The organism is Janthinobacterium sp. TPC_1, from assembly GCF_056037845.1.
The window spans coordinates 4110486-4136843 of the sequence record NZ_CP195157.1 but is presented as its reverse complement, the minus strand read 5'-3'; the positions used below and the strand labels follow the sequence as shown (position 1 = coordinate 4136843).

Annotated in this window: 29 protein-coding genes and 3 pseudogenes; 20 read left to right on the top strand and 12 right to left on the bottom strand. The window is 63.2% G+C overall.

All coding sequences use genetic code 11. From position 1 onward, the window contains the following. Position 1 precedes the first annotated feature (1 nt). The 12 genes and pseudogenes from flgC (at position 2) to ACQVLG_RS20245 (ending at position 10747) form a co-directional block, all read left to right on the top strand. A pseudogene (gene flgC / locus ACQVLG_RS20300) lies at positions 2–420 on the top strand (flagellar basal body rod protein FlgC). Between the two features lie 3 nt (positions 421–423). Further along, positions 424–1077 (top strand): flagellar hook capping FlgD N-terminal domain-containing protein, encoded by a 654-nt coding sequence (locus ACQVLG_RS20295; RefSeq protein ID WP_230541886.1) that lies wholly within the window; start codon positions 424–426, stop codon positions 1075–1077. Between the two features lie 57 nt (positions 1078–1134). After that, positions 1135–2313 (top strand): flagellar hook protein FlgE, encoded by a 1179-nt coding sequence (locus ACQVLG_RS20290; RefSeq protein ID WP_230541885.1) that lies wholly within the window; start codon positions 1135–1137, stop codon positions 2311–2313. 26 nt (positions 2314–2339) lie between these two features. After that, a complete protein-coding gene (gene flgF, locus ACQVLG_RS20285; RefSeq protein ID WP_230541884.1) occupies positions 2340–3068 on the top strand; it encodes a flagellar basal-body rod protein FlgF in 729 nt (242 codons plus the stop codon). A 32-nt stretch (positions 3069–3100) separates the two neighbouring features. Continuing rightward, positions 3101–3889, top strand: coding sequence for a flagellar basal-body rod protein FlgG (flgG, locus tag ACQVLG_RS20280; protein ID WP_170909686.1), 789 nt, complete (start codon positions 3101–3103; stop codon positions 3887–3889). Further along, on the top strand, positions 3889–4563 hold the full coding sequence (gene flgH / locus ACQVLG_RS20275) for a flagellar basal body L-ring protein FlgH (protein WP_474290789.1): 675 nt from the start codon (positions 3889–3891) through the stop codon (positions 4561–4563). The genes flgG and flgH overlap by 1 nt, the downstream gene beginning before the upstream one ends. Positions 4564–4572: 9 nt before the next feature. Next, positions 4573–5684: pseudogene (locus ACQVLG_RS20270) on the top strand (flagellar basal body P-ring protein FlgI). After that, positions 5684–6088, top strand: coding sequence for a rod-binding protein (locus ACQVLG_RS20265; protein ID WP_474290788.1), 405 nt, complete (start codon positions 5684–5686; stop codon positions 6086–6088). Before ACQVLG_RS20270 ends, ACQVLG_RS20265 begins: the two are co-directional and overlap by 1 nt. A gap of 81 nt (positions 6089–6169) precedes the next feature. Beyond that, a complete protein-coding gene (gene flgK / locus ACQVLG_RS20260) occupies positions 6170–7531 on the top strand; it encodes a flagellar hook-associated protein FlgK (protein ID WP_230541880.1) in 1362 nt (453 codons plus the stop codon). A 10-nt stretch (positions 7532–7541) separates the two neighbouring features. Next, positions 7542–8453 carry a flagellar hook-associated protein FlgL gene (gene flgL, locus ACQVLG_RS20255; protein ID WP_474290787.1) on the top strand — a complete coding sequence of 304 codons (912 nt, stop codon included), beginning with the start codon at positions 7542–7544 and terminating at the stop codon, positions 8451–8453. A gap of 5 nt (positions 8454–8458) precedes the next feature. Continuing rightward, positions 8459–9505 (top strand): hypothetical protein, encoded by a 1047-nt coding sequence (locus tag ACQVLG_RS20250; RefSeq protein WP_474290786.1) that lies wholly within the window; start codon positions 8459–8461, stop codon positions 9503–9505. A gap of 120 nt (positions 9506–9625) precedes the next feature. Continuing rightward, the gene (locus ACQVLG_RS20245; protein ID WP_230541877.1) at positions 9626–10747 is read left to right on the top strand and encodes a glycosyltransferase family 2 protein; all 1122 of its coding nucleotides are present in this window, start codon (positions 9626–9628) and stop codon (positions 10745–10747) included. Between the two features lie 28 nt (positions 10748–10775). On the opposite strand, the gene ACQVLG_RS20240 is transcribed toward ACQVLG_RS20245, so the two are convergent. From ACQVLG_RS20240 to ACQVLG_RS20230, 3 genes are all read right to left on the bottom strand, one after another. Further along, a complete protein-coding gene (locus ACQVLG_RS20240; protein ID WP_474290785.1) occupies positions 10776–11759 on the bottom strand; it encodes a putative bifunctional diguanylate cyclase/phosphodiesterase in 984 nt (327 codons plus the stop codon). Then, positions 11744–12940, bottom strand: coding sequence for a diguanylate cyclase domain-containing protein (locus tag ACQVLG_RS20235; RefSeq protein ID WP_474290784.1), 1197 nt, complete (start codon positions 12938–12940; stop codon positions 11744–11746). Before ACQVLG_RS20235 ends, ACQVLG_RS20240 begins: the two co-directional genes overlap by 16 nt. 116 nt (positions 12941–13056) lie before the next feature. Then, positions 13057–13506 (bottom strand): hypothetical protein, encoded by a 450-nt coding sequence (locus tag ACQVLG_RS20230; protein ID WP_230541875.1) that lies wholly within the window; start codon positions 13504–13506, stop codon positions 13057–13059. Positions 13507–13712: 206 nt separating this feature from the next. On the opposite strand from ACQVLG_RS20230, the gene ACQVLG_RS20225 reads away from it, so the two are divergent. Then, positions 13713–14180 carry a PACE efflux transporter gene (locus ACQVLG_RS20225; protein ID WP_474290783.1) on the top strand — a complete coding sequence of 156 codons (468 nt, stop codon included), beginning with the start codon at positions 13713–13715 and terminating at the stop codon, positions 14178–14180. On the opposite strand, the gene ACQVLG_RS20220 is transcribed toward ACQVLG_RS20225, so the two are convergent. Beyond that, positions 14156–15037: a LysR family transcriptional regulator gene (locus tag ACQVLG_RS20220; RefSeq protein WP_474290782.1), complete on the bottom strand. Its 882-nt coding sequence runs from the start codon at positions 15035–15037 to the stop codon at positions 14156–14158. The two genes, ACQVLG_RS20225 and ACQVLG_RS20220, sit on opposite strands and share 25 nt — an antisense overlap. 68 nt (positions 15038–15105) lie before the next feature. On the opposite strand from ACQVLG_RS20220, the gene ACQVLG_RS20215 reads away from it, so the two are divergent. Then, positions 15106–15309 carry a DUF3460 family protein gene (locus tag ACQVLG_RS20215; RefSeq protein WP_474290781.1) on the top strand — a complete coding sequence of 68 codons (204 nt, stop codon included), beginning with the start codon at positions 15106–15108 and terminating at the stop codon, positions 15307–15309. Between the two features lie 124 nt (positions 15310–15433). Here ACQVLG_RS20215 and ACQVLG_RS20210 read toward each other — a convergent pair whose 3' ends face one another. Both ACQVLG_RS20210 and ACQVLG_RS20205 read right to left on the bottom strand, forming a co-directional pair. Then, the gene (locus ACQVLG_RS20210) at positions 15434–16183 is read right to left on the bottom strand and encodes a YcbK family protein (protein ID WP_373633025.1); all 750 of its coding nucleotides are present in this window, start codon (positions 16181–16183) and stop codon (positions 15434–15436) included. Positions 16184–16282: 99 nt separating this feature from the next. Beyond that, the gene (locus ACQVLG_RS20205) at positions 16283–17110 is read right to left on the bottom strand and encodes an EAL domain-containing protein (RefSeq protein WP_474290780.1); all 828 of its coding nucleotides are present in this window, start codon (positions 17108–17110) and stop codon (positions 16283–16285) included. A 234-nt stretch (positions 17111–17344) separates the two neighbouring features. Here ACQVLG_RS20205 and ACQVLG_RS20200 point away from each other — a divergent pair, with 234 nt between their 5' ends. Next, the gene (locus ACQVLG_RS20200; protein ID WP_230541871.1) at positions 17345–18157 is read left to right on the top strand and encodes a class II glutamine amidotransferase; all 813 of its coding nucleotides are present in this window, start codon (positions 17345–17347) and stop codon (positions 18155–18157) included. Between the two features lie 66 nt (positions 18158–18223). On the opposite strand, the gene ACQVLG_RS20195 is transcribed toward ACQVLG_RS20200, so the two are convergent. Then, a complete protein-coding gene (locus ACQVLG_RS20195) occupies positions 18224–18607 on the bottom strand; it encodes a GNAT family N-acetyltransferase (protein WP_474290779.1) in 384 nt (127 codons plus the stop codon). Between the two features lie 550 nt (positions 18608–19157). On the opposite strand from ACQVLG_RS20195, the pseudogene ACQVLG_RS20190 reads away from it, so the two are divergent. Further along, a pseudogene (locus ACQVLG_RS20190) lies at positions 19158–20115 on the top strand (sulfate ABC transporter substrate-binding protein). A gap of 57 nt (positions 20116–20172) precedes the next feature. Here ACQVLG_RS20190 and ACQVLG_RS20185 read toward each other — a convergent pair. Further along, on the bottom strand, positions 20173–20658 hold the full coding sequence (locus ACQVLG_RS20185; RefSeq protein ID WP_474290778.1) for a hypothetical protein: 486 nt from the start codon (positions 20656–20658) through the stop codon (positions 20173–20175). 173 nt (positions 20659–20831) lie between these two features. On the opposite strand from ACQVLG_RS20185, the gene ACQVLG_RS20180 reads away from it, so the two are divergent. Next, positions 20832–21050 (top strand): TOBE domain-containing protein, encoded by a 219-nt coding sequence (locus ACQVLG_RS20180; RefSeq protein WP_034757699.1) that lies wholly within the window; start codon positions 20832–20834, stop codon positions 21048–21050. Between the two features lie 63 nt (positions 21051–21113). Here the strand turns inward: ACQVLG_RS20180 and ACQVLG_RS20175 are convergent, their stop codons facing one another. The 3 genes from ACQVLG_RS20175 to ACQVLG_RS20165 are packed head-to-tail and all read right to left on the bottom strand — an operon-like array spanning position 21114 to position 23112. Then, the gene (locus ACQVLG_RS20175; RefSeq protein WP_474290777.1) at positions 21114–21863 is read right to left on the bottom strand and encodes a LytR/AlgR family response regulator transcription factor; all 750 of its coding nucleotides are present in this window, start codon (positions 21861–21863) and stop codon (positions 21114–21116) included. Then, positions 21860–22675, bottom strand: a complete 816-nt coding sequence (locus tag ACQVLG_RS20170) for a sensor histidine kinase (protein WP_474290776.1) — start codon at positions 22673–22675, stop codon at positions 21860–21862. Before ACQVLG_RS20170 ends, ACQVLG_RS20175 begins: the two co-directional genes overlap by 4 nt. Continuing rightward, positions 22603–23112 carry a hypothetical protein gene (locus ACQVLG_RS20165; protein WP_474290775.1) on the bottom strand — a complete coding sequence of 170 codons (510 nt, stop codon included), beginning with the start codon at positions 23110–23112 and terminating at the stop codon, positions 22603–22605. Before ACQVLG_RS20165 ends, ACQVLG_RS20170 begins: the two co-directional genes overlap by 73 nt. Before the next feature lie 418 nt (positions 23113–23530). On the opposite strand from ACQVLG_RS20165, the gene ACQVLG_RS20160 reads away from it, so the two are divergent. Then, positions 23531–24409 carry a serine hydrolase gene (locus ACQVLG_RS20160; RefSeq protein WP_035826880.1) on the top strand — a complete coding sequence of 293 codons (879 nt, stop codon included), beginning with the start codon at positions 23531–23533 and terminating at the stop codon, positions 24407–24409. Here ACQVLG_RS20160 and ACQVLG_RS20155 read toward each other — a convergent pair whose 3' ends face one another. After that, positions 24410–25345, bottom strand: a complete 936-nt coding sequence (locus ACQVLG_RS20155; RefSeq protein ID WP_474290774.1) for a DMT family transporter — start codon at positions 25343–25345, stop codon at positions 24410–24412. It lies immediately after the preceding gene. Positions 25346–25455: 110 nt separating this feature from the next. Here ACQVLG_RS20155 and ACQVLG_RS20150 point away from each other — a divergent pair, with 110 nt between their 5' ends. Next, on the top strand, positions 25456–25851 hold the full coding sequence (locus tag ACQVLG_RS20150) for a LysR family transcriptional regulator (protein ID WP_474290772.1): 396 nt from the start codon (positions 25456–25458) through the stop codon (positions 25849–25851). Then, positions 25733–26356 carry a LysR family transcriptional regulator substrate-binding protein gene (locus ACQVLG_RS20145; protein ID WP_474295736.1) on the top strand — a complete coding sequence of 208 codons (624 nt, stop codon included), beginning with the start codon at positions 25733–25735 and terminating at the stop codon, positions 26354–26356. The genes ACQVLG_RS20150 and ACQVLG_RS20145 overlap by 119 nt, the downstream gene beginning before the upstream one ends. Positions 26357–26358: the final 2 nt, after the last annotated feature.

Sequence of the window (26358 nt, the reverse complement as noted above, 5' to 3'; positions counted from 1 at the left end):
CATGAGCTTCCAGGATATTTCCAAGATCGCCGGTTCGGCGATGGCGGCGCAAACCGTGCGCCTCAATACCATCGCCAGCAACCTGGCCAATGCCGATTCCGTGGCCGGTTCCGAAGGCGAAACCTACCGCGCGCGCAAGCCGGTGTTTGCGGCCGTGATGGATGGCCCCGGTGCCAGCGGCGCCGGCGGACGAGTTCAAGTACTCGACGTGGTGCAAAGCGATGAGCCGCTGCGCGCAAGGTGTATGAACCGGGCCATCCGATGGCCAATGCCGATGGCATGGTGTTCTACCCCAACGTCAACCAGGTCGCCGAGATGACCGACATGATGTCGGCCTCGCGCGCGTTTGAAACCAATGTCGAAGTTCTGGGCCGCATCAAGTCGATGCAGCAATCGCTCCTCAAATTAGGTGAAGCATAATCCATGGAAACCAATCTCTTTACAAATAACACCAGCGGCAGCGGCAGCAACAGCAATGCCGTCAAGTCGCAAAGCAATGCCACCCAGGATATGTTCACCAAATTGCTGGTCGCGCAGATCAAGAACCAGGATCCCCTCGCGCCGACCGATCCGAGCCAGTTCGTCAATCAATTGACGCAGCAGGCGCAGACGGAAGCGATGCAGAACCTGTCGGCTCTGACCAGCGCCAATGCCAGCGTGCTGCAATCGATGCAAGTGCTGGCCCTGGGCGCGCAAGTCGGTTCCGAAGTCATGGTCAACAGCGAAACGGTGCAGCTCGACAAGAGCAAGGTCAGCGGCAGCATCGCGCTGGCGTCCGGCACCACCAAGACCACCGTGACCCTGAAAGGCATCGACGACAAGGAATACAAGATCGAACTGGGCGCCAAGGCGGCCGGCACGGTGCCGTTCACCATCGATCCCGTCGCCCTGGGCTTGCCTGCTGGCACCTACAGCATGAAGGTCACCACCAATGGCACCGAAAAGCCGACGGTCGATATCGCGGGCAAGCTGAACAGCGTGCGCCTGTCGGCCGGCGGCAGCATGATTCTGAGCGTGTCGAACCTGGGCGAAGTCAACCCTGGCGCGATCACCGGCTTTAACGGTAAGACGGCCTGATCCGCTCTCCCCTTCGTTCCTGAACACTAATCTCCTCCTTCACTAAAGGAAGTCAACATGAGTTTCGACATCGCCCTGTCCGGTATCCAGTCCATCAACCAACAGTTGAACAGCACCAGTAACAATATCGCCAATGCCGGCACCTACGGTTTCAAGAGCAGCCGCGCCAACTTTTCGGCCATGTACGCCGGGTCGCGCGCCACGGGCACGGAAATCGGTTCGCTGACGCAAAGCATGTCGCTCAATGGCGGCGTGCTCAACACGGGCCGCGCGCTCGACGCGGCCATCGACGGCCGCGGCTACTTCGTCACGCGCGATGCGCAGAACACCATGATCTACAGCCGCGTTGGCATCTTTTCGGCCAGCAATGATGGCAAGCTGATCGACTCGAACGGCCGCCTGGTGCAGGGCTACGCCGCCGTCAAGGGCAGCACCACTCTGGGCACCATGGGCGACATGAACATTCCGACGGGCCAGATTCCCGCCGTGGCAACGACCAAGCTGGCGTATGCCGCCAACATGTCGTCCGAATGGACCGTGAAAACCCCGCCGTTCAGCAAGACCAACGAACTGAGCTACAACAGCGCCAAGTCCTCGATCGTCTACGACTCGCTGGGCGCGAAGCACTCGCTGGGCCAGTACTTCGTCAAGACGGCAACGGGCGTGGACGTGCACTACACCTTCGACAACGCCGATGTGACGCCGGTGACGAGCATGACCTTCGACACGAACGGCAAGCTGTTGACGGGCACGACCGCGTCGCCAGTGCTGCCGACGCCGGCTGGCGCCGCGCCGATGACGGTCGCCATCGACTACGCGGGCACCACCCAGTTCGCCGGTGAAGCCACGACCTCGACCGACCGCGCCGACGGCTATGCCTCGGGCACCTACATGGGCGTGGAACTGGCCGATGACGGCTCCGTCGTGGCGAAATACACGAATGGCCAGAAACAAAGCATCGGCGTGATCGCCCTGGCAACCTTCCCCGACGAAGGCGCCTTGACGGCCGTCAACGATACCAGCTGGGTCGCCTCGACCACCTCCGGTACCGCCATGTATGACCGTCCGGGCGTGGGCATGGCCGGCAAACTGGTGACGAGCTCGCTGGAACAGTCGAACGTCGACATCACTTCCGAACTGGTGGGCCTGATGACGTCGCAGCGCAATTACCAGGCGAACTCGAAGGTCATTTCGACCGAGAACGCCATGCTGCAATCGCTGATGCAAGCGCTGTAATCCACGATACGCAAAGGTAAAGAGCAATGGATGCGCTGATTTATACCGCCATGAGCGGGGCCGACCGTGCCCTGCGGGCACAGCAGGTACACGCCAACAACCTGGCCAACATCGAAACGGGCGGCTTCCGCGCCAATCTCGAGGTATCGACGGCCCAGCCGCTGCAGAACGGCTATGGCTACGACGACCGCCACATGACGCAGACGCAGTCGAGCGCCGTCGGCACGCGCACCGGCGCCATCAAGGAGACGGGACGCGAGCTCGACGTGGCCATCACGGGCAACGGCTTTCTCGCGGTGCAGTGGCAAAACGGCGAAGCCTACACGCGCGCCGGCGCCATGGACCTCGATGAAACGGGCGCGCTGACCATCAACGGCCGGCCCGTGCTGGGCGAAGGCGGCCCCATCACGATTCCCGAACACACCAGCCTGTCGATCGGCGCCGATGGCACGATTTCCATCCAGGTGCCGGGCACCGCGCAAATGCAGACGGTCGACAAGCTCAAGCTGGTCAATGCCGAAGCGGGCGAGCTGACGAAGAACGAGGCGGGCCTGATCGTGGCGCGCGGCGGCGAAGACTTGCAGGCCGATCCGACGGTACGCCTGCGCGACCGCCACCTGGAAGGCAGCAACGTCTCTGCCGTCGAGGAAATGGTCGCCACCATGAGCCTGAACCGCAGTTTCGAGATGCAAATGAAAGTATTCAAGGCCAGCGATTCCATGACGGAATCGGGAAACCGCCTGCTGGGCGCCTAAGCCCCACGCCAACCAATTACCAGGAGTAAATCATGAATCCAGCAATGTGGATCAGCAAGACCGGCGTGCAGGCGCAAGATGCCAAACTGCAAGCCATCGCGAACAACCTGGCCAACGTCAATACCGTTGGTTTCAAGCGCGACCGCGTCGTCTTCGAAGACCTGTTTTACCAGGTCGAACAGCAGCCGGGCACGCAGCGCGCCGACAATACCCTGTCGCCGTCGGGCGTGCAGCTGGGCAACGGCACGCACATGGTGGGCACGCAAAAGGTGTTTACCACGGGCAGCCTGCAAACGACGAGCCGCGAATTCGACGTCGCCATCACCGGCAACGGCTTTTTGCAAGTGCTGCGCCCGAACGGTGAAGCGGCCTACACGCGCGCCGGCCAGCTGGGCATCAATGAAAACGGCGTGATGGTCAACGCCCAGGGCTTGCCGCTGGTGCCGCAGATCACCGTGCCGAACAATGCCACGGCGATCACCATCGGCGAAAACGGCATGGTTACGGCCACCGTGCCGGGCAATGTCAACGGCACCCAGCTGGGCCAGCTGAACCTGACCAGCTTCGTCAATCCGACGGGCTTGCTGGCACTCGGTGAAAACCTGTTCCAGGAAACGGCATCGAGCGGCACGCCAACGGAAGGCCGTCCCGGCGAAGGCGCCCTGGGCAAGCTGAAACAGTTCGCGCTGGAAGGCTCGAACGTGCAGGTGGTGGAAGAAATGGTCGACATGATCGCGGCCCAGCGCACCTATGAAATGAATACCAAGGTATTGTCGGCCGCCGACAATATGCTGCAATACCTGGCGCAAGCGGCACGCTGATGACGGTCGCCATGAAAGCCACGGCGGCCCTGCTGCTGGTGTCGATCGCCGGTTGCGCCAGCCAGCCGGCCGCGCCAGTGGCGCCCAGCTTTTCCGATACGCCGCTGCCCGTGGCGCCGCGCAGCGCTGCGCGCGGCGGCGTGGGCGGCGGCGTCTTCAATCCCGATGCGGGACTGGACCTGATTTCGGACAGCCGCGCCTTCCGCGTGGGCGACGTCGTCACGGTGGCCCTGCAGGAAACCACGCAAGCGAGCAAGAAGGCCGGCACGTCGTTCAACAAGGGTTCCTCCGTCGGCGTGAATGCGGCCAACATCCTCGGCAAGACCTTCCCCAAGACGGGCATCGACCTGTCGGCCGACCGCAACTTCGCCGGCGACTCGACCAGCACGCAGCAAAATGCGCTGTCCGGCGCCATCACCGTGATCGTGCAGGAAGTGCTGCCGAACGGCTTGCTGCGCGTACAGGGCGAAAAAACGCTGACCCTGAACCAGGGCGAGGAATTCGTGCGCCTGCGCGGCTACCTGCGCGCAGCCGACATCGATTCCAACAACCAGGTATCGTCCTTGCGCATCGCCAATGCGCAAATCGCCTATTCCGGCCAGGGCACCCTGGCCGAAGCCAATACACCAGGCTGGCTGACGCGCTTCTTCGTCGGCCCATGGATGCCGTTTTAAGGTGAGCTCATGAAATTTCGTTCCGCCCTGCCCCTGGCAGCCATGCTGGCCGTGCTCTCCGGCTTAGCCCTGCCCGCCAGCGCCGCGCAAGTGCTGCGCAACCTGGTCAGCATCGAGGGCGTGCGCGACAACCCGCTGGTCGGCTATGGCCTCGTCGTGGGCCTGAACGGCAGCGGCGACACCACCCAGGTGAAGTTTTCCAGCCAGTCCGTGGTCAACATGCTCAAGCAGTTCGGCGTGAAGATGCCCGATGGCGCCGAAGCGAAAAGCAAGAACGTCGCCACCGTCATGGTCAGCGCCGTGTTTCCGCCTGGATACCGCCGTGGCCAGTCCATCGACGTCACCGTCTCCTCGCTGGGCGATGCGAAAAGCTTGCGCGGCGGCACCTTGCTGCTGACGCAACTGCGCGCGGCCGACAATGAAACGTATGCGCTGGCGCAAGGCAACGTGGTCGTCGGCGGCCTCAACGCCACCGGCAAGAGCGGCTCGTCCGTCACCGTGAATACGCCCACCTCGGGCCGCATTCCCAACGGCGCCAACATCGAGCGCGAGATTCTCAGCGACTTTTCCACCAAGCCTTCCGTCACCCTGAACCTGCGCCACCCGCATTTCGAGACGGCCATCAATATCGTCGAAGCCGTGAACCGCCGCTTCGGCGCCGTCGCCACCACGCCGACGCCACCAGCGTGGACGTGCTGGCGCCGGAAAACCCGACCCAGCGCGTGGCTTTCATGGCCAAGCTGGAAGCCTTGAGCGTCGATGTGGGCGTCGACACGCCGAAAGTGGTCTTCAATTCGCGCACCGGCACCGTGGTCATCGCCGAAGGCTTGCGCGTGAAAGCGGCCGCCGTCACGCACGGCTCGCTGAAAGTGGTCATTTCCGAGAGTTCGGCCGTCAGCCAGCCGGCGCCGTTCGGCCGCGGCCAGACCACCGTCACGCCGCAATCGAAGGTGTCCGTCGACCAGGGCAACGGCAATATGTTCAAATGGCCGGCCGGCGCCAAGCTGCAATCGATCATCGACGTGGTCAACAGCCTGGGCGCTTCGCCCGATGACATCATGGCAATTTTACAAGCCCTCGACCAGGCCGGGGCCATCGAAGGCGAACTGGTGGTTATCTGATGCTTAATATAAATGACAGCAGCAGCGCCCTGCCTTCGGCGCTCGACGACAAGACCCCCGCCGCCGCCACGCCGGCTGATCCCCGCTATGCGGCCAAGGCCACCGAGGCGGCCGTCAAGTTCGAAGCCTTCTTCATCTCGCACATGCTGCGCCAGATGCGTTCAGGCACGCGCGAGATGGCGGGCGAGGACAGCGTCTTCAAGGACCCCATCAACAGCGACATGCTGGAAATGGCCGACAACCTGGTGGCCGACAAGATGGCCGGCCAGCGCGCCTTCGGCATCGCCGACGCCATCCTGCGCCAGCTGCTGCCGGCGGCCAGCGCACCCGTTTCGGCCAACGTCACTGGCAAAAGCGCTGTCAAAACCGACAATATTGCAGCGCCGCTTAATAAATCGGCCTGAAGCGTCGCCTGTACAAGGTAACAACGATTCAATGCCTGCCCACCCGCATGCGCCACACTCTTCACGAAAGAAACTTGCCCAATGAGCATCATCAGCAATGCATTGTCAGGCAGCATCGCCGCCCAGGCCGCACTCAATGCGGCCAGCCAGAACATCGCCAACCTGCAAACGGCGGGCTATACCCGTCAAGGCGTGCTGTTGTCCTCGCTTGGCGCTAGCGCCGGCGTACGCTCGGCCGGCAATGGCGTGGAAGTGTCCGCCCTGCTGCGCTTTGCCGATGCTTATAAAAGCCAGCAAATGTGGCGCGCCGCGTCCGACCAGGGCGCCCGTTCGCAGACCCAGCCTTATCTGACGCAGCTCGAACGCGTGATGGGCGACGATGCCTCCAGCATCAGCAACGGCATCGACGGCTTTTTCGCCGCCCTCAACGCCTCGGCCGTCGACCCGACCTCGACGCCGCTGCGCCAGCAGATCATCACCTCCGCCGACGCCATGGCGCAGCGCTTCAACAGCATCAGCACCGTCATGGGCAACCAGTTGCTGTCGGTGCAGCAACAACGCGCAGCGATCGTGCCGCAAGCCAATACCGCCCTGGCCAATATCGCCGCACTGAACCAGCGCATCAGCGCCTCCACGGCCTCGGGCACGAACGTGTCGTCGCTGATGGATGCACGCGACCAGCTGATCGATGGCCTGGCCTCGCAAATGGGCATCGACGTGCTCGACCAGCCGGACGGCTCGCGCAATGTCTCGCTGAAGTCTGGCCAGCCGCTGGTCATCGGCAGCCTGGCCGGCACCTTGACCAGCACCATGACGAACTCGGGCGAGCAAACCCTGAGCCTTGATTTCGCCAAGTCGACGTACACCCTCGATCTGGCAGCCATCGGCGGGCAGATGGGCGGCCTGGGCGAATTCGAAAAGAATACCCTGAAACCGCTGCAACAGTCGCTGCAAGACATGGCCACCCAGCTGACCAGCAAGGTCAACGCACAGCTGGCACTGGGAAAAACCATGGCTGGCACCCCCGGTGGTCCACTGCTGGCCTACGCGAATGGCAAGCTGAGCATTACTCCAGGCTTCAACGCCAAGGATCTGGCCCTGTCGTTGACGGGCGCCGCCGGCGACAGCGGCAACTTGCAAAAATTGATCGATATCAAGAATCAATCGATCAACGTCAGCTGGGTGGGTGATGTCTTGATGAGCGACGCGGATACGCAGCTGGTCGGCAAGCTGGGCATCTACAGCCAGCAGAACCAGGCCTTGCTGAAAACGGCCACCACGGTGCGCGCGCAAGCCATCGACGACTGGAAATCCACCAGCGGCGTGAACAAGGACGAGGAAGCGATGAACCTGGTCGAATTCCAGAATATGTATCAGGCAAACATGAAAGTCATTTCCGTGGCAAATACCTTGTTTGATGCCACTTTGCAAATGATGGGTTAAGGAGAAGATCATGCGTGTCGCCAGCAGCCAGTACCAATCGCTGATCAATATTTCGCTTCAGCAAAACCAGGAACGCATCAACTTCCTGACGCAGCAGATGTCGTCGGGCTTGCGCATCCAGCTGCCATCGGACGATCCGATCGGCAACGTGCGCATTTCGCGCCTGACGCGCGAGCAAGCCATGGTGACCCAGTACCAGGACAATATCGCCACGGTCAAAGTGCGCCTGCTGAAAAACGAAAACTACCTGTCGAGCATGGTCACCGACATGGGCGAGGCGCGCGACCTGCTGGTGTGGGCCGCCGACGGCAGCAACACGCCCGGCGACCTGAATGCGATGACGCAATCGCTGACCGCCATGCGCGACAGCGTGCTGTACACGGCCAACCTGAAGGACCAGGAAGGCCGCTACATGTTTTCCGGCACCGCTACCGACCAGCCCGCGATCAAATACGACTCGGCGGCAAACGCCGGTTCGCGCTACAGCTACATCGGCAATACCGGCACGCAAACCGTGGTGGTGGGCAACGGCGTGTCGCAGGCGGCCAACGTCGACGTGAAGAACCTGGAGGTGTGGCTGAACAAGATCGATAAGGTCATCGCCACCCTCAGCGCGCCGGGCGTCAATCCCAACGACCCTGCCGTGCGCGCCATCGTCAGCGACGGCCTCGGCGGCACCGATGATGGCATGGATTTGCTTTCCGGCAAGATCGCCATCTTCGGCGGCGCGCAAAACATCCTCACTACGCTCTCCGGCAACCTGGCCAATGTCTCGCTGTCGAACAATTCGGCCCTGCTGGACCTGAAAAAGACCGACATGGGCGCGGCCGCCATCGACCTGACCGGCTACCAGACGGCCCTGCAGGCAACATACAAGGCTTACGCCAAGGTTGGCACCATTTCCCTGTTTGATCTTCTCTGACCATCATGCAAATCGTTCAGACCTCCTCCTCTTCCGGCGTTGCCGCCAAAGGCGCCGGCACCGCCCGCGTCGTCGATGACGCGTCCGCCGCAGTCAAAGGCAGCGCCAGCGCGCGCAGCGAGGCGCCGGCAGCGAGGAGTTCGACGGCGAGCCTGCAGCGTGGCCTGAGCAACTGGGATCACCAGTTGCAGGGGGAAATTTCCAACGCACAACAAACCCTCGACTACCTGGAACGCAGCAGCAGCCAGCTGCAAGCGCTGAAAAGCGAACTGGCGGCGGCCAAGCTGGCCGCGCGCCAGGGCCGCGAGGGGCAAGTCGAGGCAAGAGTACGCCAATTCAGCAATACCTGGCGCCAGCGCGCCAGCGCCTCGGGCGGCACGCTCGACGCGCAGCTCAGCTATACCAGCCCGCAGGCGGCACAGCAGAACTTCAGCATCCGCGGCCTGACCATGGCCAGCCTGCAGGAAGGCCCGCAGGAAGTGCTGGCCTTTTCCGTCGGCGGCGCGAACCAGGCCTTGCGCTCGGTGAATATCGAACCTGGCCTGAGCGCGAACGACATCGTCTCCCGCTTCGACCGCGCACTGATGCCCTCAGGCATAGGCGTGAAGCTGGGCGAGAATGGCGAGCTGGTGTTCAGCACCTCGGAAGCCGCCTGGGCCAACGTGCGCGACAGCCTGTCCGTGCGCGGCAGCGGCATCCGCTATCCGACGGGCCAGATGAGCCGCGTGCGCACGGATGTGGAGCCAGCCGCCATCGCCCCGGAAGAATGGCATACGGGCGACACGGAAGCCCTGCGCGCCACCTTGCAGCAAGTGGTGCAGGCGCTGGCGCAGTTGCAGGCGGCGCGCAGCGCCGTCAGCCTGGCCCTGGCGCAAGCCACGGGAAGGGTTGCCCGCGCACAACCGGTGCAAGTGGCCGTCAGCATGGATACCCTGGCGGAAAACTTCACGGAAAAGGCCAGCCAGCCCGGCTATGAATCGCTGCTGGCGATCAGCTCGGCATTGGTCGGCATCAGCCGCGAACGAGTCGTCGCCCTGCTGGGCCTGGAATAAGCCTGGTCCGGCGGCGCAATTGCCGGACGCATGCGGCATCAATAGTTACGGCAGGAAATTTCATTTCACAAAAACAAGAAATTCAGTCAAGATAGCGCCACTTCCATTGCGCACCTATCCATGACCGACACCATCTCGCTAAGCCTCATTGTTCCTGCATACAATGTCCAAGACTATATTCGCGCCAGCATCGTGGCCATTGCCACGCAAATGCGGCCATGCCATGAGCTGATCGTCATTGATGATGGCTCCAGCGACAGCACGCTGGCAGAGCTGCGGCGCTTGCAGCAAGAGTTCGAACACTTGCGCATCACTATCTTCGAGCAAAGCAACCAGGGGGTCGCAGCGGCCCGCAATCAGGGCCTGGCGCTGGCACGCGGCGACTATATCGCCTTCGTCGACAGCGATGACATCCTGCTGCCCGCTTCCCTCGATGCCCTCGATGACGTGATACGTCAAGCGCGCCCCGATGTCATCGCCTGCGACCTGCAATTCTGGTATCCGCAACGCGAGTCGAAAAACAAGCGGATCACCACGGCCTTTGCGCCGCATGTCTTGACGACAAGTAAAGACGAAATACTCAATACCTATTTTGACGAATGTCATATGTTCGTCTGGTCGAAGATTTTCCGACGCGAAATTTACTTGCGGCAGACGGCCCCCGTCTTTCCACAAGGGCGCGTCTATGAAGATGTGACTGCGTTGCCGCAACTGCTCGACAGCTGCGACAACCTGTATTATTTGCCGCATTGCATTATCAACTACCGCCAGCGCGACGGCAGCATCAGCAAGACAAGCAGCGTCAAGTCGTTCCGCGAACTGTCCACCGCCCTGCTGCCGGCGCGCCGCCACTTTGCCGAGAGCGGCCTGAACGCCGGCAGCCGCCTGTATTTCGACGTGGCGCTGTGCCACGTCTTCATCGGGATCGTCAAGGACACCTACAATCTGCCATTGCTGCAGGGCCGCCGGCTGCGCAAGGAAATCCGGGCGACCTTGCTGGGGGCGCTCTTCCATCCGTGGCAGGACGTGCTGGCGGCCATGCCGCTCCCCCGGGACAGCCAGGGCGGGCGCGATGCCGCCGCGGCACAGGAACGCAGCGAGTTCCGCAAGAAGCAGGCAAGGCAATTGCGCCAGGTGCTGGGCGGCAGTATCGCCTTTGACGTGAAACAGACCGTCAGCCGCACCGTGCGTGCCTGGCGCAACAAGCTGAGGATGGGCCTGGGCCGCGCCGCCGTGTCCTGAGCATCCCCCGTGCCTTGAGCATCCCTTGTCAGGCCGCGATCAAGGCGGCCAGTTGCTGCGCCGGCAGCGCGCGGGAAAAGAAGTATCCCTGCGCATAATCGCAGCCGGCGGCGCGCAGCACATCGCGCTGCGGCGCCGTCTCCACGCCTTCGGCCACGACTTTCAGCCCCAGCCGATGCGCCAGTGCAATGATCGCTTCGCACAGCCCCTGCCCGGCGCCGTCGCGGCCCAGTTCGGCGACCAGCGAGCGGTCGATCTTGAGAAAGTCGATATCAGCCTTCTTGATGCACGCGAGCGACACCTGGCCGCTGCCGAAATCGTCGAGCGCCAGGGCCAGGCCCATGGCGCGGAACTGGCGCAGGCGGTCGGCCACCTGGCGCGCCTCGTCGAGCAGCACCGCTTCCGTGGTTTCGATGACGATGGCGCCCGGCGCCAGGCCCGCCCGCGCCAGGGCATTGCCCCAGTCCTGGTACAGCGCGGCGTCGCAGCGGAACTCCACGGCCGACTTGTTGATCGATATCTGGAATACGGCGCCTAGCTCGTCCTGCCACTGCCGCGCCTGGCGCACGACCTGGCGAAACACCCATTCGCCGATATCGACGATCAGGCCGTTCGCCTCGGCAAAGGCGATGAAGTCGGCGGGCACCAGCAAGCCGCGCAGCGGATGGCGCCAGCGCAGCAGCGCTTCAGCCCGCTCGATGGCGCCATCGAGCAGGCGGATGATGGGCTGGTAATGCACTTCGAACTGGTCTTGCGCCAGCGCCAGGCGCATCTCGCGCACCATGTTGCGGCGCAGTTCGGCAGCCTGCTGCAAGGCCGGCGTGAAATAGCGGTAGCCGTTGCGCCCCCCGCTCTTGGCCGCATACATGGCCTGGTCGGCATGCCGCAGCAAGGCGTCCGGCGCCTCGGCGTCGGCCGGATACAGTGCCACGCCCACGCTGGCCGACACTTGCGCCGAGTCGCCGTCAAGCAGGAAAGGCAGGGCCAGCGCGGCCGTCAGCTCCTGCAGCACGCGCGCTCGATGCCGCCCAGCTGCCCCACGCCGGCCAGGATGACGGTGAATTCGTCGCCGCCCAGGCGCGCTACCGTATCGGTGGCGCGCACGTGCTCGCTGATGCGCCGTGCCGCCTGGCGCAGCAGCATGTCGCCCTTCTCGTGGCCCAGGCGGTCATTCACCTGCTTGAAATGGTCGAGGTCGATGAACAGCAGGGCCAGGCACCCGCCCTCGCGTTTGGCATGGGCCGCCTCGTGCTGCAAGCGGTCGAGAAACATGTGGCGGTTCGGCAAGCCCGTCAGCTGGTCGAAATTGGCTTGCCGCCAGATGCGCTCGGACGCCGCGCGCTGCGCCGTGATGTCGCTGACCAGCGCCAGCGCGCCCAGATAGCTGCCGCCGGAGTCGAAGATGGGATTGGTGGCCAGGGTGGCCCACAGGGTGCTGCCGTCACGCCGCAGGAACTTGAATTCGTGCCGCTCGACAATGCCATCCTGGCGCCGCGCAATGTTGCGCTCCAGGATGGCGCGCCCCTCCTCATCCATGAAGGCGGCCAGCGGCTGGCCCAGCATATCCTCGATCCGGCAACCGAGCATGTGCGCCATCTTCGGATTGACAAAGCTGGTCAGCGCCTGCGCATCGATTTCCCAGATGCCTTCCTCGGCGCTGTGCACGATGCGCCGGAAACGCTCTTCGCTGCGTTCGAGCACGGCCAGCTTGCCCTCGGCCTGCTCCAGCACTAGGCGCAGCGCCTGGCCATTCGGATCGGCGCTGCCCAGCAGGCTGACGGGCAAGCCGGCCTCGCGCGCGCCGGGACGCGGCGGCGGCAGCTGCACCTGCAGCTGGATGCGCTCGGGCTCGCTGCTATTGAGCACGCGCTGCACGAACCGCTCGTAATCGTGGCGGAAGGCTTCGTGCACATAGGAACGGAACAGCACGTGGCCAAGGCGCTCGCGCGCCAGGCCGAACAGCTCGGCCGCCACCAGGTTGACTTGCACGATCGCGCCATCGAGGCCGAGCACGAAATAGGCGACGGGCGCCAGCAGGTATAAATCGTTGAAATAGGCTTGCTCGCGTTCGGCCTTCACCCGCTCCGGGCTGAAGACGCCATCATCAAGCAGGGACGCGGCATGCCGCGGCACGCCGTCGTGGACGCGCGGGGAGGAATCCGGAGCAGGTACCGCTAGCGGTGGTGTGTCCATGGCTGTCCTTTGCACCGCCGCCCAGGCAACAAGGTGGGTGCAGTAGCGAGACTAGCACGCGCCACGCGCAGTGTCGAGCCATGCCTGCCATGGATAACTGTTCTGCAACAAGCCGCTCAGCGGCCCAGCCCCATGCCGCGCCGGCGCAAGCCGAAATCATGGCCGACCACCAGCAAAGTGCTGGCGACCAGACTGGACAGTCCCACGATGAGCTGAATCAGCTTATCGTCAGGCAATATCCACAGTGACGAGTCCGGCGTCTCGCAGCCCGTGGCCGCGCTGATCAGGGGAGCGACCCAGGCCGCGTCCGGCGTCACGTCGAGCACGACGGCGCCGTCGGCGCTGGTCTGCATATAGATATCGCCCCCTTCTGCCAGGGTAAAGCAGATGCCCACGCCCGTTTCCGTGGCGCGGATATTGTCCTGCATGCTGCGGTTATGTTCTTCGATCCACACTTCCACGTCGTACGGCGTTTCCAGGTGTTCCCACGGACGGGGGCGGAAACGGGGACGTTCGTCCGCGCTGGCGGGGGTGTCGGGGATGTTGCTGTCTGCTGCGCCTTGCATGCTCGTTGCCTTTTCTGCGGTGATGTTCTGCGGTGATGTTCTGCGGTGATGCAGGGGAGCGTTCGCCCGCCAGCCGCCATTATCCCCCGTTCCTGGGCAACATGCGATTACGCGCATCAATGTATCAGAAAAACTGACAGCTATTAACTTTTAACATCAGCATGACTGACTTAAAATACGCGCCATCTCTTCTTTACAGGTTTTACATGCAAGGCATCAAAAACAAAATCGTCTACGTCACGGCCTTTGAAATCATCGGCATGGCCATTTCCACGGCCTGGCTGACCCTGCTTTCGGGCGAATCGCCCACCAGCACGGGCCCGCTGGCCATCATGATCACCACCATCGCCGTGATCTGGAATCTGCTCTACAACACGGCTTTCGAATACTGGGAAATCCGGCAAGTGTCGCGCACGCGCACGGTCTGGCGCCGCATCCTGCATGCGATCGGTTTCCAGATCACCCTCGTCATCTACCTGATCCCGCTGATCGCCTGGTGGCTCGACATCAGCCTGTGGCAAGCGTTCGTGCTGGATTTCGCGCTGATGCTGATCATTCCCTGCTACAGCTTCATCTTCAACTACTTCTTCGACGGCCTGTTCGGCGTGCCCCTGTCGGCGCAGCAGCCGAAGGAAGAGCCTGCAGACGTTCAGGCCGCTTCGCTGAGCAACTGAAGAAAGGACCGCGCCGCCATGCCCAGCGGCCGGTCCTTCATCCACACCAGGTGGATGGGCACGACCAGGCCATTGCCCGTATTCTTGAACGCCACGCGGCGCACCCGCCCCGCCGCCAGAGAATGGGCGATGGCCGAGGCGGCAAAGTTGCCCCAGCCCAAACCTGCTTCCACCATCGCCAGCGCCATCGGCAAGCTGTCGGTGCGCCAGTAAGACAAGCCCACCACGGGGCGCGCATCGGCCAGGTCGAGTTCGCGGCTGGCGACGATGATCTGGCGCAAATTCACCAATTCCTCGATATACAGGGGCCGGCCCGCCGCGTCGGGCGGATGCTGGGTGGAAATAATCGCCAGCAAGGCATCGCTGCCCACCAGCTGGAACTGTTCCTCGTGATTGATGCGCCCGCCAGCGAAGGCCATGCAGGCGCTGATGCGGCCCCGGTGCAGCATGTCGAGCACGTCGTCCTGCGGCGCCGTCAGCACCTCGATGTCGAGCAGCGGATGGCGCTGCGACAGCGCGCGCACGGCAGCGAGGAAGGGCGTATGGTCGAGTTCGGCCGCGATGCCCAGCGAAATGCGGCTTTCCAGCCCCTGCGACAATTCCTGCACGTGCAGGTGCAACTGTTTCAGCTGCTCGGCGATCAGGCGCGCGTGGGGCAGCAGCGCCATCGCGGCCGGCGTGGGCACGGCTTCGCGCGCGCCCCGGTCGAACAGGGCGATACCCAGTTCCGCCTCGATGTTGGCCATCGCCATGCTGACGGCCGACGGCGCCCGGCGCAAGGCGCGCGCGGCGGCCGAGAACGAGCCGCCGTCGACGACGGCCAGGAACAGTTCGATGTTATGGCTGGAGAGTTTCATGGAAGAGAGCGCGGCACTTTTGCGTGCGCCAGAGGTCAAAAGCCAGGCCAGGCAAGAAAGGAGCAGCCATGCCGCATCGACTTCCCTACCGCCGCAGCGGTTATGTATCGGACTTTACGCGCTTTATCGACGGCTATCTGCAGGCGCACCCGGAGGTGCAGGCCAGCCAGCGCCAGGGCTGGCGCATTTTCTGGGGGCGCCCCGTGAATTTCGACGCATGGCGGCGCGCCGGCACCGATAGCGTGCCGGAGCCGCCGTATCACTATGACTGATCAAACAAACGCCTGACAAAACCGTAGCGAGCGACAGTGATTTGTGGCCGAGAAGCGCAGCTGTGCTATAGCACAGCGAGCATCGCAAGCCGCAAAGCGCGCCAAGCGAGGTTTGGTCAGGTGTTTAACCTTTCCAGACGCGCTGCAATCCCGTATCGGCATGTATCCAGCCGCCACGGGGGCCGGAGCGGTAATAGAAGCCCACGCCGCCCTGCTTGAAGCTGCGCACGAGCGAACCGAGCACTTCCGCGTTCAGATTCGCCACGCGGATGTCGGCGGCACGGCCCGAGATGTGCAGCGACTGGCGCGCGGCCGGCACGCCCGCTTCGCGCAGCTTGCCGTTCGATTCGGCCGTGCGGTAGCCCGACAGGATTTCCAGCGGCTGCTCGATGCCGTAGCGGGCCACGAACGCTTGCGTGCCCCACAGGGTTTCCAGCAGTTTCGGGTCGATGGGGGCCGTCTTCTTGCCGTTCACGTCGCGCAGCAAGTGGCACAGTTCCTGGTAGGCCGAATCGATGACTTCGCCATCTTTCCAGTACAGCAATTTCGCTTTTTCATTGCTGGCCGGGCGCACCACTTCCAGGGTGCGGGGCTTGAGCCAGAATTCCAGGTCCAGCGCCTGGGCATCGAAGATGTCGGGTGGCGGTTCCATTTCCGTGATCGCCTGGCGCGACTGCGAAGTGATCGAGCGGTCGACGCTGGCCAGCTGCGTGGGCTGGGGCGGCACGCCCGTGCGCGGGGCGCGCGGCTTGGCGCTGGCCGAAGCGGAGGCGGGAGCGGCCGTGCGCGAGGCGCAGCCGATGAGCGGGGTGGCTACCAGGCCCAGCGCGGCCAGGCCCATACCGTGGTGTAGAAAATTTCTGCGCGATGCCATAGTCAGTCCAATGTAACGATGGGAATACTATAGCGTATTGTGCTGCGAAGAAAAACCCTCAATGCCTATCGTGCCGCCCTCATTTCGACATCTGGCCCCCTAGGCGGTGGCGGCAACGTCCCGATTTGCCTGCGCCAGCGCCGTCAAAGGCTTGTCGAGCAGATAACCCTGGGCCACGATGGGCAAGCCCGTAATGGCGGCGACGCGCTGCAGCGCGGCCAGCGCGGCCGGCGTGTCGAGGCGCTTGAAGACGACGCGGATCTTCGCCGCATGGCACACCGTGACGAAGCTGGCAACGGCTTGCTCGTCGCTGAGGTTGCCCGCATCAAGCTTGAACGCATGCGGGTGCAGGCGCTCCAGCATGCCCGTGGCCTCCTGCACGCTGGCCACGTTGATGGCCAGGCGGAAACCGTTGCGCCGGTAATTGTCGGCCACGTAGTTGAGCAGCCAGCCCTGGTTCGGCGTGACCGTCGGCAATTGCAGCACGATGCGCTCGATGGGCAAGCCCAGCGCGTCGAGGATGCGCTGGAAGGCGTGCCCGTGATTGCTGCTGACGGCACTGAGCAGGCGGTCGTGTACGTTCAGGTACAGGTCGGACTGCTCCGCTTCCGCCTGCCGGAAAAAATTAATGGCGTGCAACATGCGGCACAGGCGGTCCAGCTCCACGGATTCGTCGTCGCTGGCCGCGTGATCGAGCAGGCGCCACAGCGACAAGCCCTCGTCCGCCTTCGACACGCTGCGCGCCAGCCCCTCGAACGCCACCAGCTTGCCGCTGTCGAGTTCGCGCAGCGGCTGGAAGGCGCTGGTCATGGTGCAATTGAAAAAACGCCCCAGCGCCCTGCCCTCGCCGTCGAGCCAGACGCTGGTGCCGGCCTGGGTTTGGTGCGACAAACGGGCCAGGTAGTTTTTCAGGACGGGAAATGGCATACGTGCTCCTTCATCGGGCTGCGCCGCCGGCTCTCGTGGGGCAGGCGGCGCCAAAGTGTGCAGACTAAGGCAGGTCGAACCAAAGGAGAACGAATGGTTTCGCCATTTGATATGCGTCCAGCGAATAAGGTCACGGCAACGGCCAGCGCATATCAATAGTTGGAAACATTCGTTCCAGCGCCCTGCCCCGGCCTTTACTGTGGTCATGTACCGATACCATCAGGAAGGGCCGCCATGTGCCAGTTACTCGCAATGAACAGCAGCAAGCCGGCCGCGCTGGGCTTTTCCTTTGCCGGCTTTGCCGAGCGGGGCGGGCGCACGGACGAGCACCGCGACGGCTGGGGCATCGCCTATCATTCCAGTAGCGGCTGCACCTTGCTGACGGATCACCTGGCGGCCATCGATTCGCCGCTGGCGGCCACGGTGCAGCGGCATCCCGTGAAGGCGAAAAACATCGTCGCCCACATCCGCAAGGCCACGCAGGGCCGCATCGCGCCGGAAAATACCCACCCGTTCGCCCGCGAACTGTGGGGCAAGACCTGGTCCTTCGCCCACAATGGCGACCTCAAGACGTGGCGCGCCCCCGCCAATGCCCACTACCGCGCCAGCGGCGACACGGACAGCGAACAGGCCTTCTGCCACCTGCTGGCCCGCTTGCGCGCGCAGTTTCCCGCCGGCGAACCCGCGCGCGCCGCGCTGCGCGCCGCCATCGCCGAGGTCGCCACGGAAATCGCCGCGCACGGCACGTTCAATTTCATCCTGTCGGACGGCGAACTGCTGTTTGCCCACTGCTCCACGCATCTGCACTATGTGATCCGCGAATACCCGTTTTCCGTGGCGCAACTGATCGACTGCGAGCGCAGCATCGATTTTCGCCAGCACAACCACCTGGACGACCGTATCGCCGTCATCGCCACGCACCCGCTGACGCAAAACGAGGACTGGCTGGCATTCGCGCCCGGCGAACTGAAACTGTTTGCGAACGGCACCTTGCTGCAGGCAAGCGATGGCGCGCAACAAGGCGTGTATATCCAGATCAGTTACTGAAGGGAAATATTCAAAGGAAGGAAATGGCCCGCCGCCGGATGGGCGGGCTGAAGTGCAGAAAAGCCGTCAGGCCGAATTGCAGTTGCAAAAACGCTTGCGCTTGGGGTCGCCGCTAGCGAGACCCGCGGGATCAATCTGTTTCCAGCAAAAAATCGTTTCCACGCCATACGGCGAGCGCACGTTGCCCGCCTCGATATAGCCCTGCTTGACGAAAAAGGCCTGGCTGCTGGCCGTGCTGTGCAGTTGCAGGGCCTTGATGCCCCATTCGCGCGCCTGCGCTTCCAGCTGCGCCACCAGCGCCTTGCCGGCGCCCCGGCCTTGCGCCTCGGGCAGCAGGTAGCACAGGGCCAGCTTGCCGGCGCGCGTCAGCAGGCCGACGCCGACGACGGCGCCCTGCTCGACTGCGACCAGCGAAAAATTGGTAGGCGACGCAAACCAGCACGCCACCATCTGCGGTGTTTTATTGCCCAGCCAGGCTTCCAGGATGGCCGGATCGTCCCGATGATCGAGGCTGCAGCATTCGACGATGGAGCGTCGTAATACATTGCACGCCTCGAAAGCGTCGTCGTCGATGTTGCAATACGAATTTCAAGACTCATGTACGCTCACAAAATATTCCAGTTGCCGATGCAGGCGGTTTTACCCCTGTATCGCGCGATTCGACTATACACCAAGCGGCGCAATCGGGTTTTTTCGCGCCACGCCACGGGGCGGATTTGCCTATGGCGCCATGCCTGCAGACTAAGTGCTGATGCGCATCTTGCCCACGAATGTTTCCAGAAATCGATATCTGTTTTTTAGCGCAAACGGGAATCGGATCTAAGCATATTACGAAAAATTCGTTTCTTTTCCGGCCGGAATTTTAGACTATGACTGTCTATTCTCACAACAAGAGTTCAACATGACCCATTCCAACGCCGTATCGACTGCCGCAGCGACACTCACCCAACGCTCGCGCCGCTGGTTCCTGGCCAGCGCCCTGGCCGCTTCCGCTGCCGCCATGAGCCTGCCGATGGCCGCCAGCGCCGCCGAACCTGTGGTCTTGCTGAACGCCTCGTACGACGTGATGCGCGAACTGTTCAAGGATGTGAATCCCGCATTTGTTGCTGATTGGAAAGCCAAGACGGGCGAAACCATTACCATCAAGCAATCGCACGGCGGTTCCAGCAAGCAGGCGCGCTCCGTCGCCGATGGCCTGGAAGCGTCCGTCGTGACCATGAACCAGGCGAACGACATCGACATCCTCGTCGACCGCGGCCTCGTGGTGGCCGACTGGGCCAAGAAATTCCCGAACAATGCGGCGCCGTTTTATTCGACCATGGTGTACCTGGTGCGCAAAGGCAACCCTAAACACATCAAGGATTGGGACGACCTGGCCAAGCCGGGCATCAAGGTCATCGTGCCGAACCCGAAAACCTCGGGCAACGGCCGCTACACCTACCTGGCAGCCTGGGGCTATGCCGTGAAAAAAGGCGGCAGCGAAGCGCAGGCGCGCGAGCTGGTGACCAAGCTGTTCAAGAACGTGCCCGTGCTCGACGGCGGCGGCCGCGGCGCCACCACCACTTTTACGCAGCGCGAAAATCGGCGACGTGCTGGTGACGTTTGAAAACGAAGTGCAACTGGTGCGCGCCGAATTCGGCGACAACTTCGAAGTCGTGTATCCAAGCATCTCCATCCTGGCCGAGTCGCCGGTGGCCGTCGTCGACAAGGTGGTCGACCGCCGCGGCATCCGCAAGGAAGCCACGGCCTATCTGCAATACCTGTACTCGGAGCCAGGTCAGGAACTGGTCGCCAAGCACTATTTGCGCCCCCGTTCGGCCGCAGTAGCGAAGAAATACGCAGCCAGCTTCAAGCCGATCACCCTGTTCACCATCGATGACGTCTTTGGCGGCTGGAAACAAGCGCAAAAGAAACATTTTGACGATGGCGGCGAGTTCGACAAGATTTATCAGAAGTAAGCTTGCGCCACATCAATAAAAAACCGGGATGAGTCCCGGTTTTTTATTGCCGTCGCGTCACTGCTTTTTCAGCAGCAACTTGAATTGCGGCAGCCAGCGCCCGTCCACCAGCATCTCGCTGGCCGCCTCGTAGGCATCGCCCGACGGCGTCCAGCGCACGCGGTAGGTCAGCGCCTTGCCGCTGGCACCCACATACTGCGTGGCGGGAAAGTCGAGGCCGCCGTCCGCCGGCAACATCGTGCCACGGCTATGGCCGCCGCTGTTTTCCACATACAGAAAGGCTACCTTGCCTTCGACGGCATCGTGGTAATACGTGGTTTCGCCCACGTAATCGGGCTTGCCGGGGCTGCGCACCGTGTGCACGTCGCGCAGCATCCGGCCGCCATACAGCCACTGGAAACAGTGCTCATCCGTCTGCTTGCCACCAGGAAATTCGCCCTTCCAGCAATGCCCGGCCAGGAAAGCCATCGGCTGCAGGGCGGCAGTGGGTTGCGCCAGCACGGCAAATGAGGGCAACAGCAGCAGCAAAGGCAATGGGCGCATGGCAAACCTCCTGGTCAATGCAAACGAGTATAGGCGAATAATATGCTTGCGCCAGCGCTGCCGCACACTTTGCGCATATCGATATGCGCATCGATTCGTGGTCAAAACCACGCGCGCGCCGTACTCTGGCCATGTCGCGCCGCACGGCGTATTACGGGCACAAAGGAAATATCATGGCTATCTCGGAAGTGAATGTACGCAACCAGTTTCGCGGCAAGATCAAGGAAATCATCTTTGGGCCCGTCGTGTCCGAAGTGGACGTGGAAACGCCGCACGGCATCGTCACCTCGGTCATCACCTCGCGCTCGATCAAGGATCTGGACCTGAAAGTGGGCAGCGAAGTCATCGCGCTGGTCAAATCGACGGAAGTGTCGATCGCCAAGATCCAGTAGGCGCGGCGCCGCCTCCATCACCACCCCCGCCCCCCCCCAGATGCGGGGCGTTTGCCTTGCGGGCTAGTCGCGAAACAAATGCGTAAACGTGCGGCTGACGGGCAGCTTTTCCGTGCTGCCGCGCAGCAGTACCTGCATGCGCTCGGCGTCGATGCGCTCGGCCGCTTCGATGGCTTTCACGTTGACCATCGTGCCGCGGTGAATTTGCCAGAACTGTTCCGGATCAAGTCCCCCCAATAAATCCTTCAGCGGCGTGCGCACCAGCGCTTCCGAGCCGGCCAGCACCACGCGCGTGTACTTGGTATCCGCCTGGAAGAACAGCACATCGTCGATGTCGATCAGGCGGATCTGCTTGCCCACGCTGGCCTTGATCCATTTCAGTTTTTCGCGCGGCGGCGCCGGCAAGGCGGCGCGCAGCGACTGCAGCAAATAGGCCATGTCGGCCGGCTGGGCGCCGAGTTTGTCGCGCAGGCGGGCCAGCGCCCGCGCCAGCCGTTCGCCCTGCACGGGTTTCAACAGGTAGTCGACGGCGCCCGCGTCGAACGCGTCGACGGCGTACTGGTCATAGGCCGTGACGAATACCACGTGGGCCCGCGTGCCGATGCGCTCGGCCACTTCCAGGCCCGACAGGCCCGGCATGCGGATGTCGAGGAAGACCACGTCCGGCTCATGTTCGAGGAAACCGTCCCAGGCATCGTTGCCGTTTTCCGCCACCAGCACGACGCGCGCCTCGGGCCAGGCTTGCGCCAGCAGCATTTGCAGGCGCTCGCGCATCAGCGGTTCGTCTTCGGCGATCAGGATGGTGGCGTTCATGCGGCGGAGTCTTTCAGGCTGGATGCAATTTTAATGGGCAACACTATTTCAGCGATCACGCCGCCCTCTTCGCCGCCGCGCAGGCTCAAGCTGGCGGACGGATCGGACAGCAACAGGCGGCTGCGCACGTTTTCCAGGCCCAGGCCGCCTCCGGGCGCGCTGCCCGCGCCGTCTTCCGGCAAGCCCATGCCGCTGTCCTGCACGCGCAGGCGCAGCCTGCCATCGCCGGCGAGCGCGGCCGACATAACGATCTCGCCGCCACGCAACGATGGCTCGATGCCATGTTTGATGGCGTTTTCCGCCAGGGTCAGCAAGATCATGCTCGGTATCGTCGCCTGCGCCAGCTCTGCCGGCAAGTCCAGGCTGAAGCGCAAGCGCGAGCCCAGGCGGGCCTGCATCACGCGCAGGTAGGCGGCCACCATCTCGAATTCGCTTTGCAAGGGCACGTGCTCGCTGCGCATTTCCGCCAGACTGGCGCGCAGGAAGGCGATCAGGTCGGACGTCAGCGCCGCGGCCCTGGGCGCGCCCTGCTCGGCCAGCTGCTGCACGGCGCCCAGGGTGTTGAACAGGAAATGCGGCTCGATCTGCGCGCGCAGCAGGCGCAGCTGCGATTCGCTCAGCTCGCGCGCCAGGCGGTCGCGCTCGGCATCTTGCTGCAACTGCAGGGTCAGCGCTTCGTACTGGCGGTTGCGCCAGAGAACGACGATGGTCATCGGCACCATGTAGACCAGCCCTGTCGTCAGCGCGGCCCAGCCGCCCACGCGCACGCCGTGCTCCAGCGCCGGACCGATGGAACTATCACCTTCCAGCATGGCGCGCAGGACGCCAATCGCCACACCTGCCAGGGCGGGCACAAGCAGCAGTAAAGCACCTTGAATTTCTTTTGCGCCAGCTTGCGGTAATTGAACCAGACGCCCAGCACGCCCCAGGCCATCGCCAGGCCGAGAATATTGCTGAGCACCAAGGCCTTGCTCCAGCCTACCCTGTCCGGCAGCAGCAGGTGCAGCGCGACGCCGAGAATGCTAAACAACAGCACCAGCCTGACCGCAGCCAGGTAAAAGCCGGCGCCCCGGTACTTGAGCATGAAGGCATGGAATTGCTGGCGCTCGATTGGCGTCAGGGTGGCCAGCCGCAACGCCACCCAGCGCCGCCAGCCCTGCGGCAACTGGGCCGCCGTGTCCGGATGCGCAAGCACCCTGAGGGTTTCATCGTCGTAACAGCGATACCATCCGGCAAATTTTTTCCACATGCTGCGTTCTCCTTGTCGTATCAATCAGGCATGAACGCAGTCTACGGCGCCCCGGTTGCGGGACCTAGCGCGGGGCGACGAAGCACGAAGCGGCAGGCATCAACGACGACGCGCGCGCCGTGCCTGCCCGGCCAAGGCTGCCAATCTTGCTGAAATCATACGAAGTTTCCAAGATGAAATCAACAATTGCGCAACAATTTTCACTACGGCAAGAATAGCCCCATTTATTTGCCAAATTGGCCGCAACGCCGCCTGTGGCACCCTGATTCCGTAGACATCGCTTGATCTTTAATGGTATTGTTTAAGCTTGGCAAATATTGCCTCCGAGATACACGCCGCGTCCCCGCGCGGCCCGCTTCCGGATTTGCGCGCAGCGCCCACGATGGCGCCCCAAAACTGCTTTCCCACATACAATCCCATGCTCAAAAAAATGTTCGCCGCGGTGCTGATGACGCTTTCGACAGCGGCCATCGCCGTGCCCTTCGGTTCCCAGTCGATTCTGGTGGTCGAAGACGGCACAGGCAAAGTCTTGCTTGAAAAAAATTCCAACGTGGTAGTGCCCATCGCCTCGCTGACCAAACTCATGACAGCCATGGTCGTGCTCGACTCCAAGGCGAATATGCAGGAAGAGATCAGCATCGACCGCGAGGACGTCGATACCTTGAAACACAGCACTTCGCGCGTGCCAGTGGGTGCCACCCTGAGCCGCCACGACGTGCTGCAACTGGCACTGATGTCGTCCGACAACCGCGCCGCCGCCTCGCTGGCGCGCACCTTCCCCGGCGGCCCGACGGCGTTTGCCGTGGCCGTCAACGCCAAGATCAAGGCCCTGGGCATGCGCCAGACCGTGATCGAAGAGCCGACGGGCTTGTCGCCGAATAACCAGTCGACGGCGGCCGACCTCGTCAAGATGGCCGTGGCCGCCTCGCGCTACCCGGAAATCAGCCGCATCACCACCGATTCGAAGGACGTGATCCAGATCAAGGGCCGCGACGTGGAATACCACAACACGAACCGCCTGGTGGGCGCCAAGGGCTGGGACATCGGCCTGTCGAAGACGGGCTACACGAATGAAGCGGGCCGCTGCCTGATCATGCGCATCAAGTCGGCCGGCAAGTTCGCCACCATGATCCTGCTCAACGCGCGCGCCAATTCCGTGCGCGCCATGGATGCCGTCAACATCCGCCGCATGCTGGCGGCCGAAAACGGCATCGAAGAGCCGAAAGTGATGCGCGCATCCGTCAGCCGGCACAAGAAGGCGCCGGCGAAGCCTTCGAAGCGCCGCCGCGCCAAATAATTACTTCGCTTGCCGGTTGGTCATCACCACACCGGCTATCGTCACCGCGCCGCCCACCAGCATCGAGGCCAGCACCGGTTCGCCCAGCAGCCCCGCCGCCAGCACGATGCCGAACACGGGCACGAGGTTGTTGAACACGGCCGTGCGCGACGGGCCCAGCGCCGCCTTGACGCCTTCGTAATACCAGACAAAGCCGATCACCGTGCCGAACACGCCCAGGTAGCCGATGGCGGCCCACACTTGCCAGCCGAAACTGTGCCACGGCACCGTCGGGAATTCCACCACCGCCCCGACCAGCAAGAAGGCCAGGCCCCACATCGACGCGTACGTGGTGGCGGCAATGGGCGAGAGGCCCTTCAGCGCCACTCTGCCGATCAGGGTATAGGCGGCCCAGCTGGAAATGCCGCAAAACATGAACACTTCGCCCATGCCGATGCCGCCGCCCGTGCCGTGCAGCACGCCGGCCAGATCGCCGCGCGTGATGACGATGGCCGTGCCGCAAAACGCCAGCATGATGCCCAGCCACTTGAACGATCCCAGCCGTTCGCGGAACAGCATGGCCGAGGCCAGCGCCGTGACGATGGGGTTCAGGGCCACGAACAGGGCCGTGCGCCCGGCCGGCATGCGCGACAGGGCCGCCAGGAAGCACAGGTTGTATAAAAAGATGCCCGTCAGGCCCAGCGCGGCCGTCGTTGCCAGCTGCTTGCGGTTCAGGCGCGGCAAGCCCCCTTCCAGCTTCCACGCCAGCACGACGAGCAGCAGCACGGCCACGCCGAAGCGCCCGCTGGCAGCCGTCATGGGCGGCATCTGCTGCGCCAGCACGCGGCCCGCGATAAAGGTGCCGCCCCAGAACAGGGCGACGAAAATCAGTTTGAGGTAGACGAGCGGCGATTGCGCGGCAGGCAAGGCGGCAGAGGGCAAGGCGGATGAAGACATGGAATTTCCTGTGAGGCCGTTTGCGCGGCGGGTGGTGTACACTTATATATTAATACTAATATCAACTCATGAAATAATGAGCAAAAACTCATAGCACAGGAAAACCACAGATGACCTTCACGCAACTGGAAATCTTTACCCTGGTGGCCGAGCTGCACGGCTTTTCCGCCGCCGCCGCGCAGCTGGGCATCAGCCAGTCGGCCGTCTCGCACGCGTTAAAAGCGCTGGAAAGGGAGATGGGCGTGGACCTGATCGTGCGCCACCAGGCGTCGGCCGAGCTGACGGACGTGGGGCGCCAGCTGCTGGTGCGGGCGCGCGAAATCCTGGGGCTATCCGAAGCCATGCGCCAGGAAGCGGCCGACGTGCTGGGCCAGCGCCAGGGGCAGCCTGCGCATCGGCTCCTTCGGCCCCACTTCGTCGTTAAATCTGCTGCCGGCCATCACGGCGCAGTTCCGCCTGCGCTATCCGGGCATCGCCCTGCGCATCGACGAAGGCGCCGACCATGAAGTGGTGCAGTGGATACGCGAACGCCGCGTGGATGTGGGCTTCGTCGTGCTGCCCGACGAGCGTTTCGATACGGCGCCGCTGGTGGAAGACCAGATGATGGCGCTGGTGCCGCGCAGCCACCCGCTGGCCAGCGAAACGGCCATCACCCTGGCGCAGCTGTGCGAAGGGCCGTTCATCATGTCCGAGGCGGGCTGCGCCTGCCTGATCGAACCGCTGTTCGCCAACGCGGGGCTGCAGCCCAATGTCCCCTACCGCATCAGCCAGGTGATTACCATCCTCGACATGGTCAGCCGCGGCGACGGCGTCTCCATCGTCGCCGAACTGGCCCTGCCGCAGCGCTTGCGGGAACAATACCCGGAACTGGTGGCCCTGCCGTTAAATCCGCCCGTCAGCCGCAAGGTGGGCCTGGCCGTGCGCGACCGGCGCCAGAACACGCCGGCCACCAACGCTTTTTTCGAGGTGGCCAAGCAGATGGCACCGACCCTGGCGCCCCGGCGCGCCTGAAC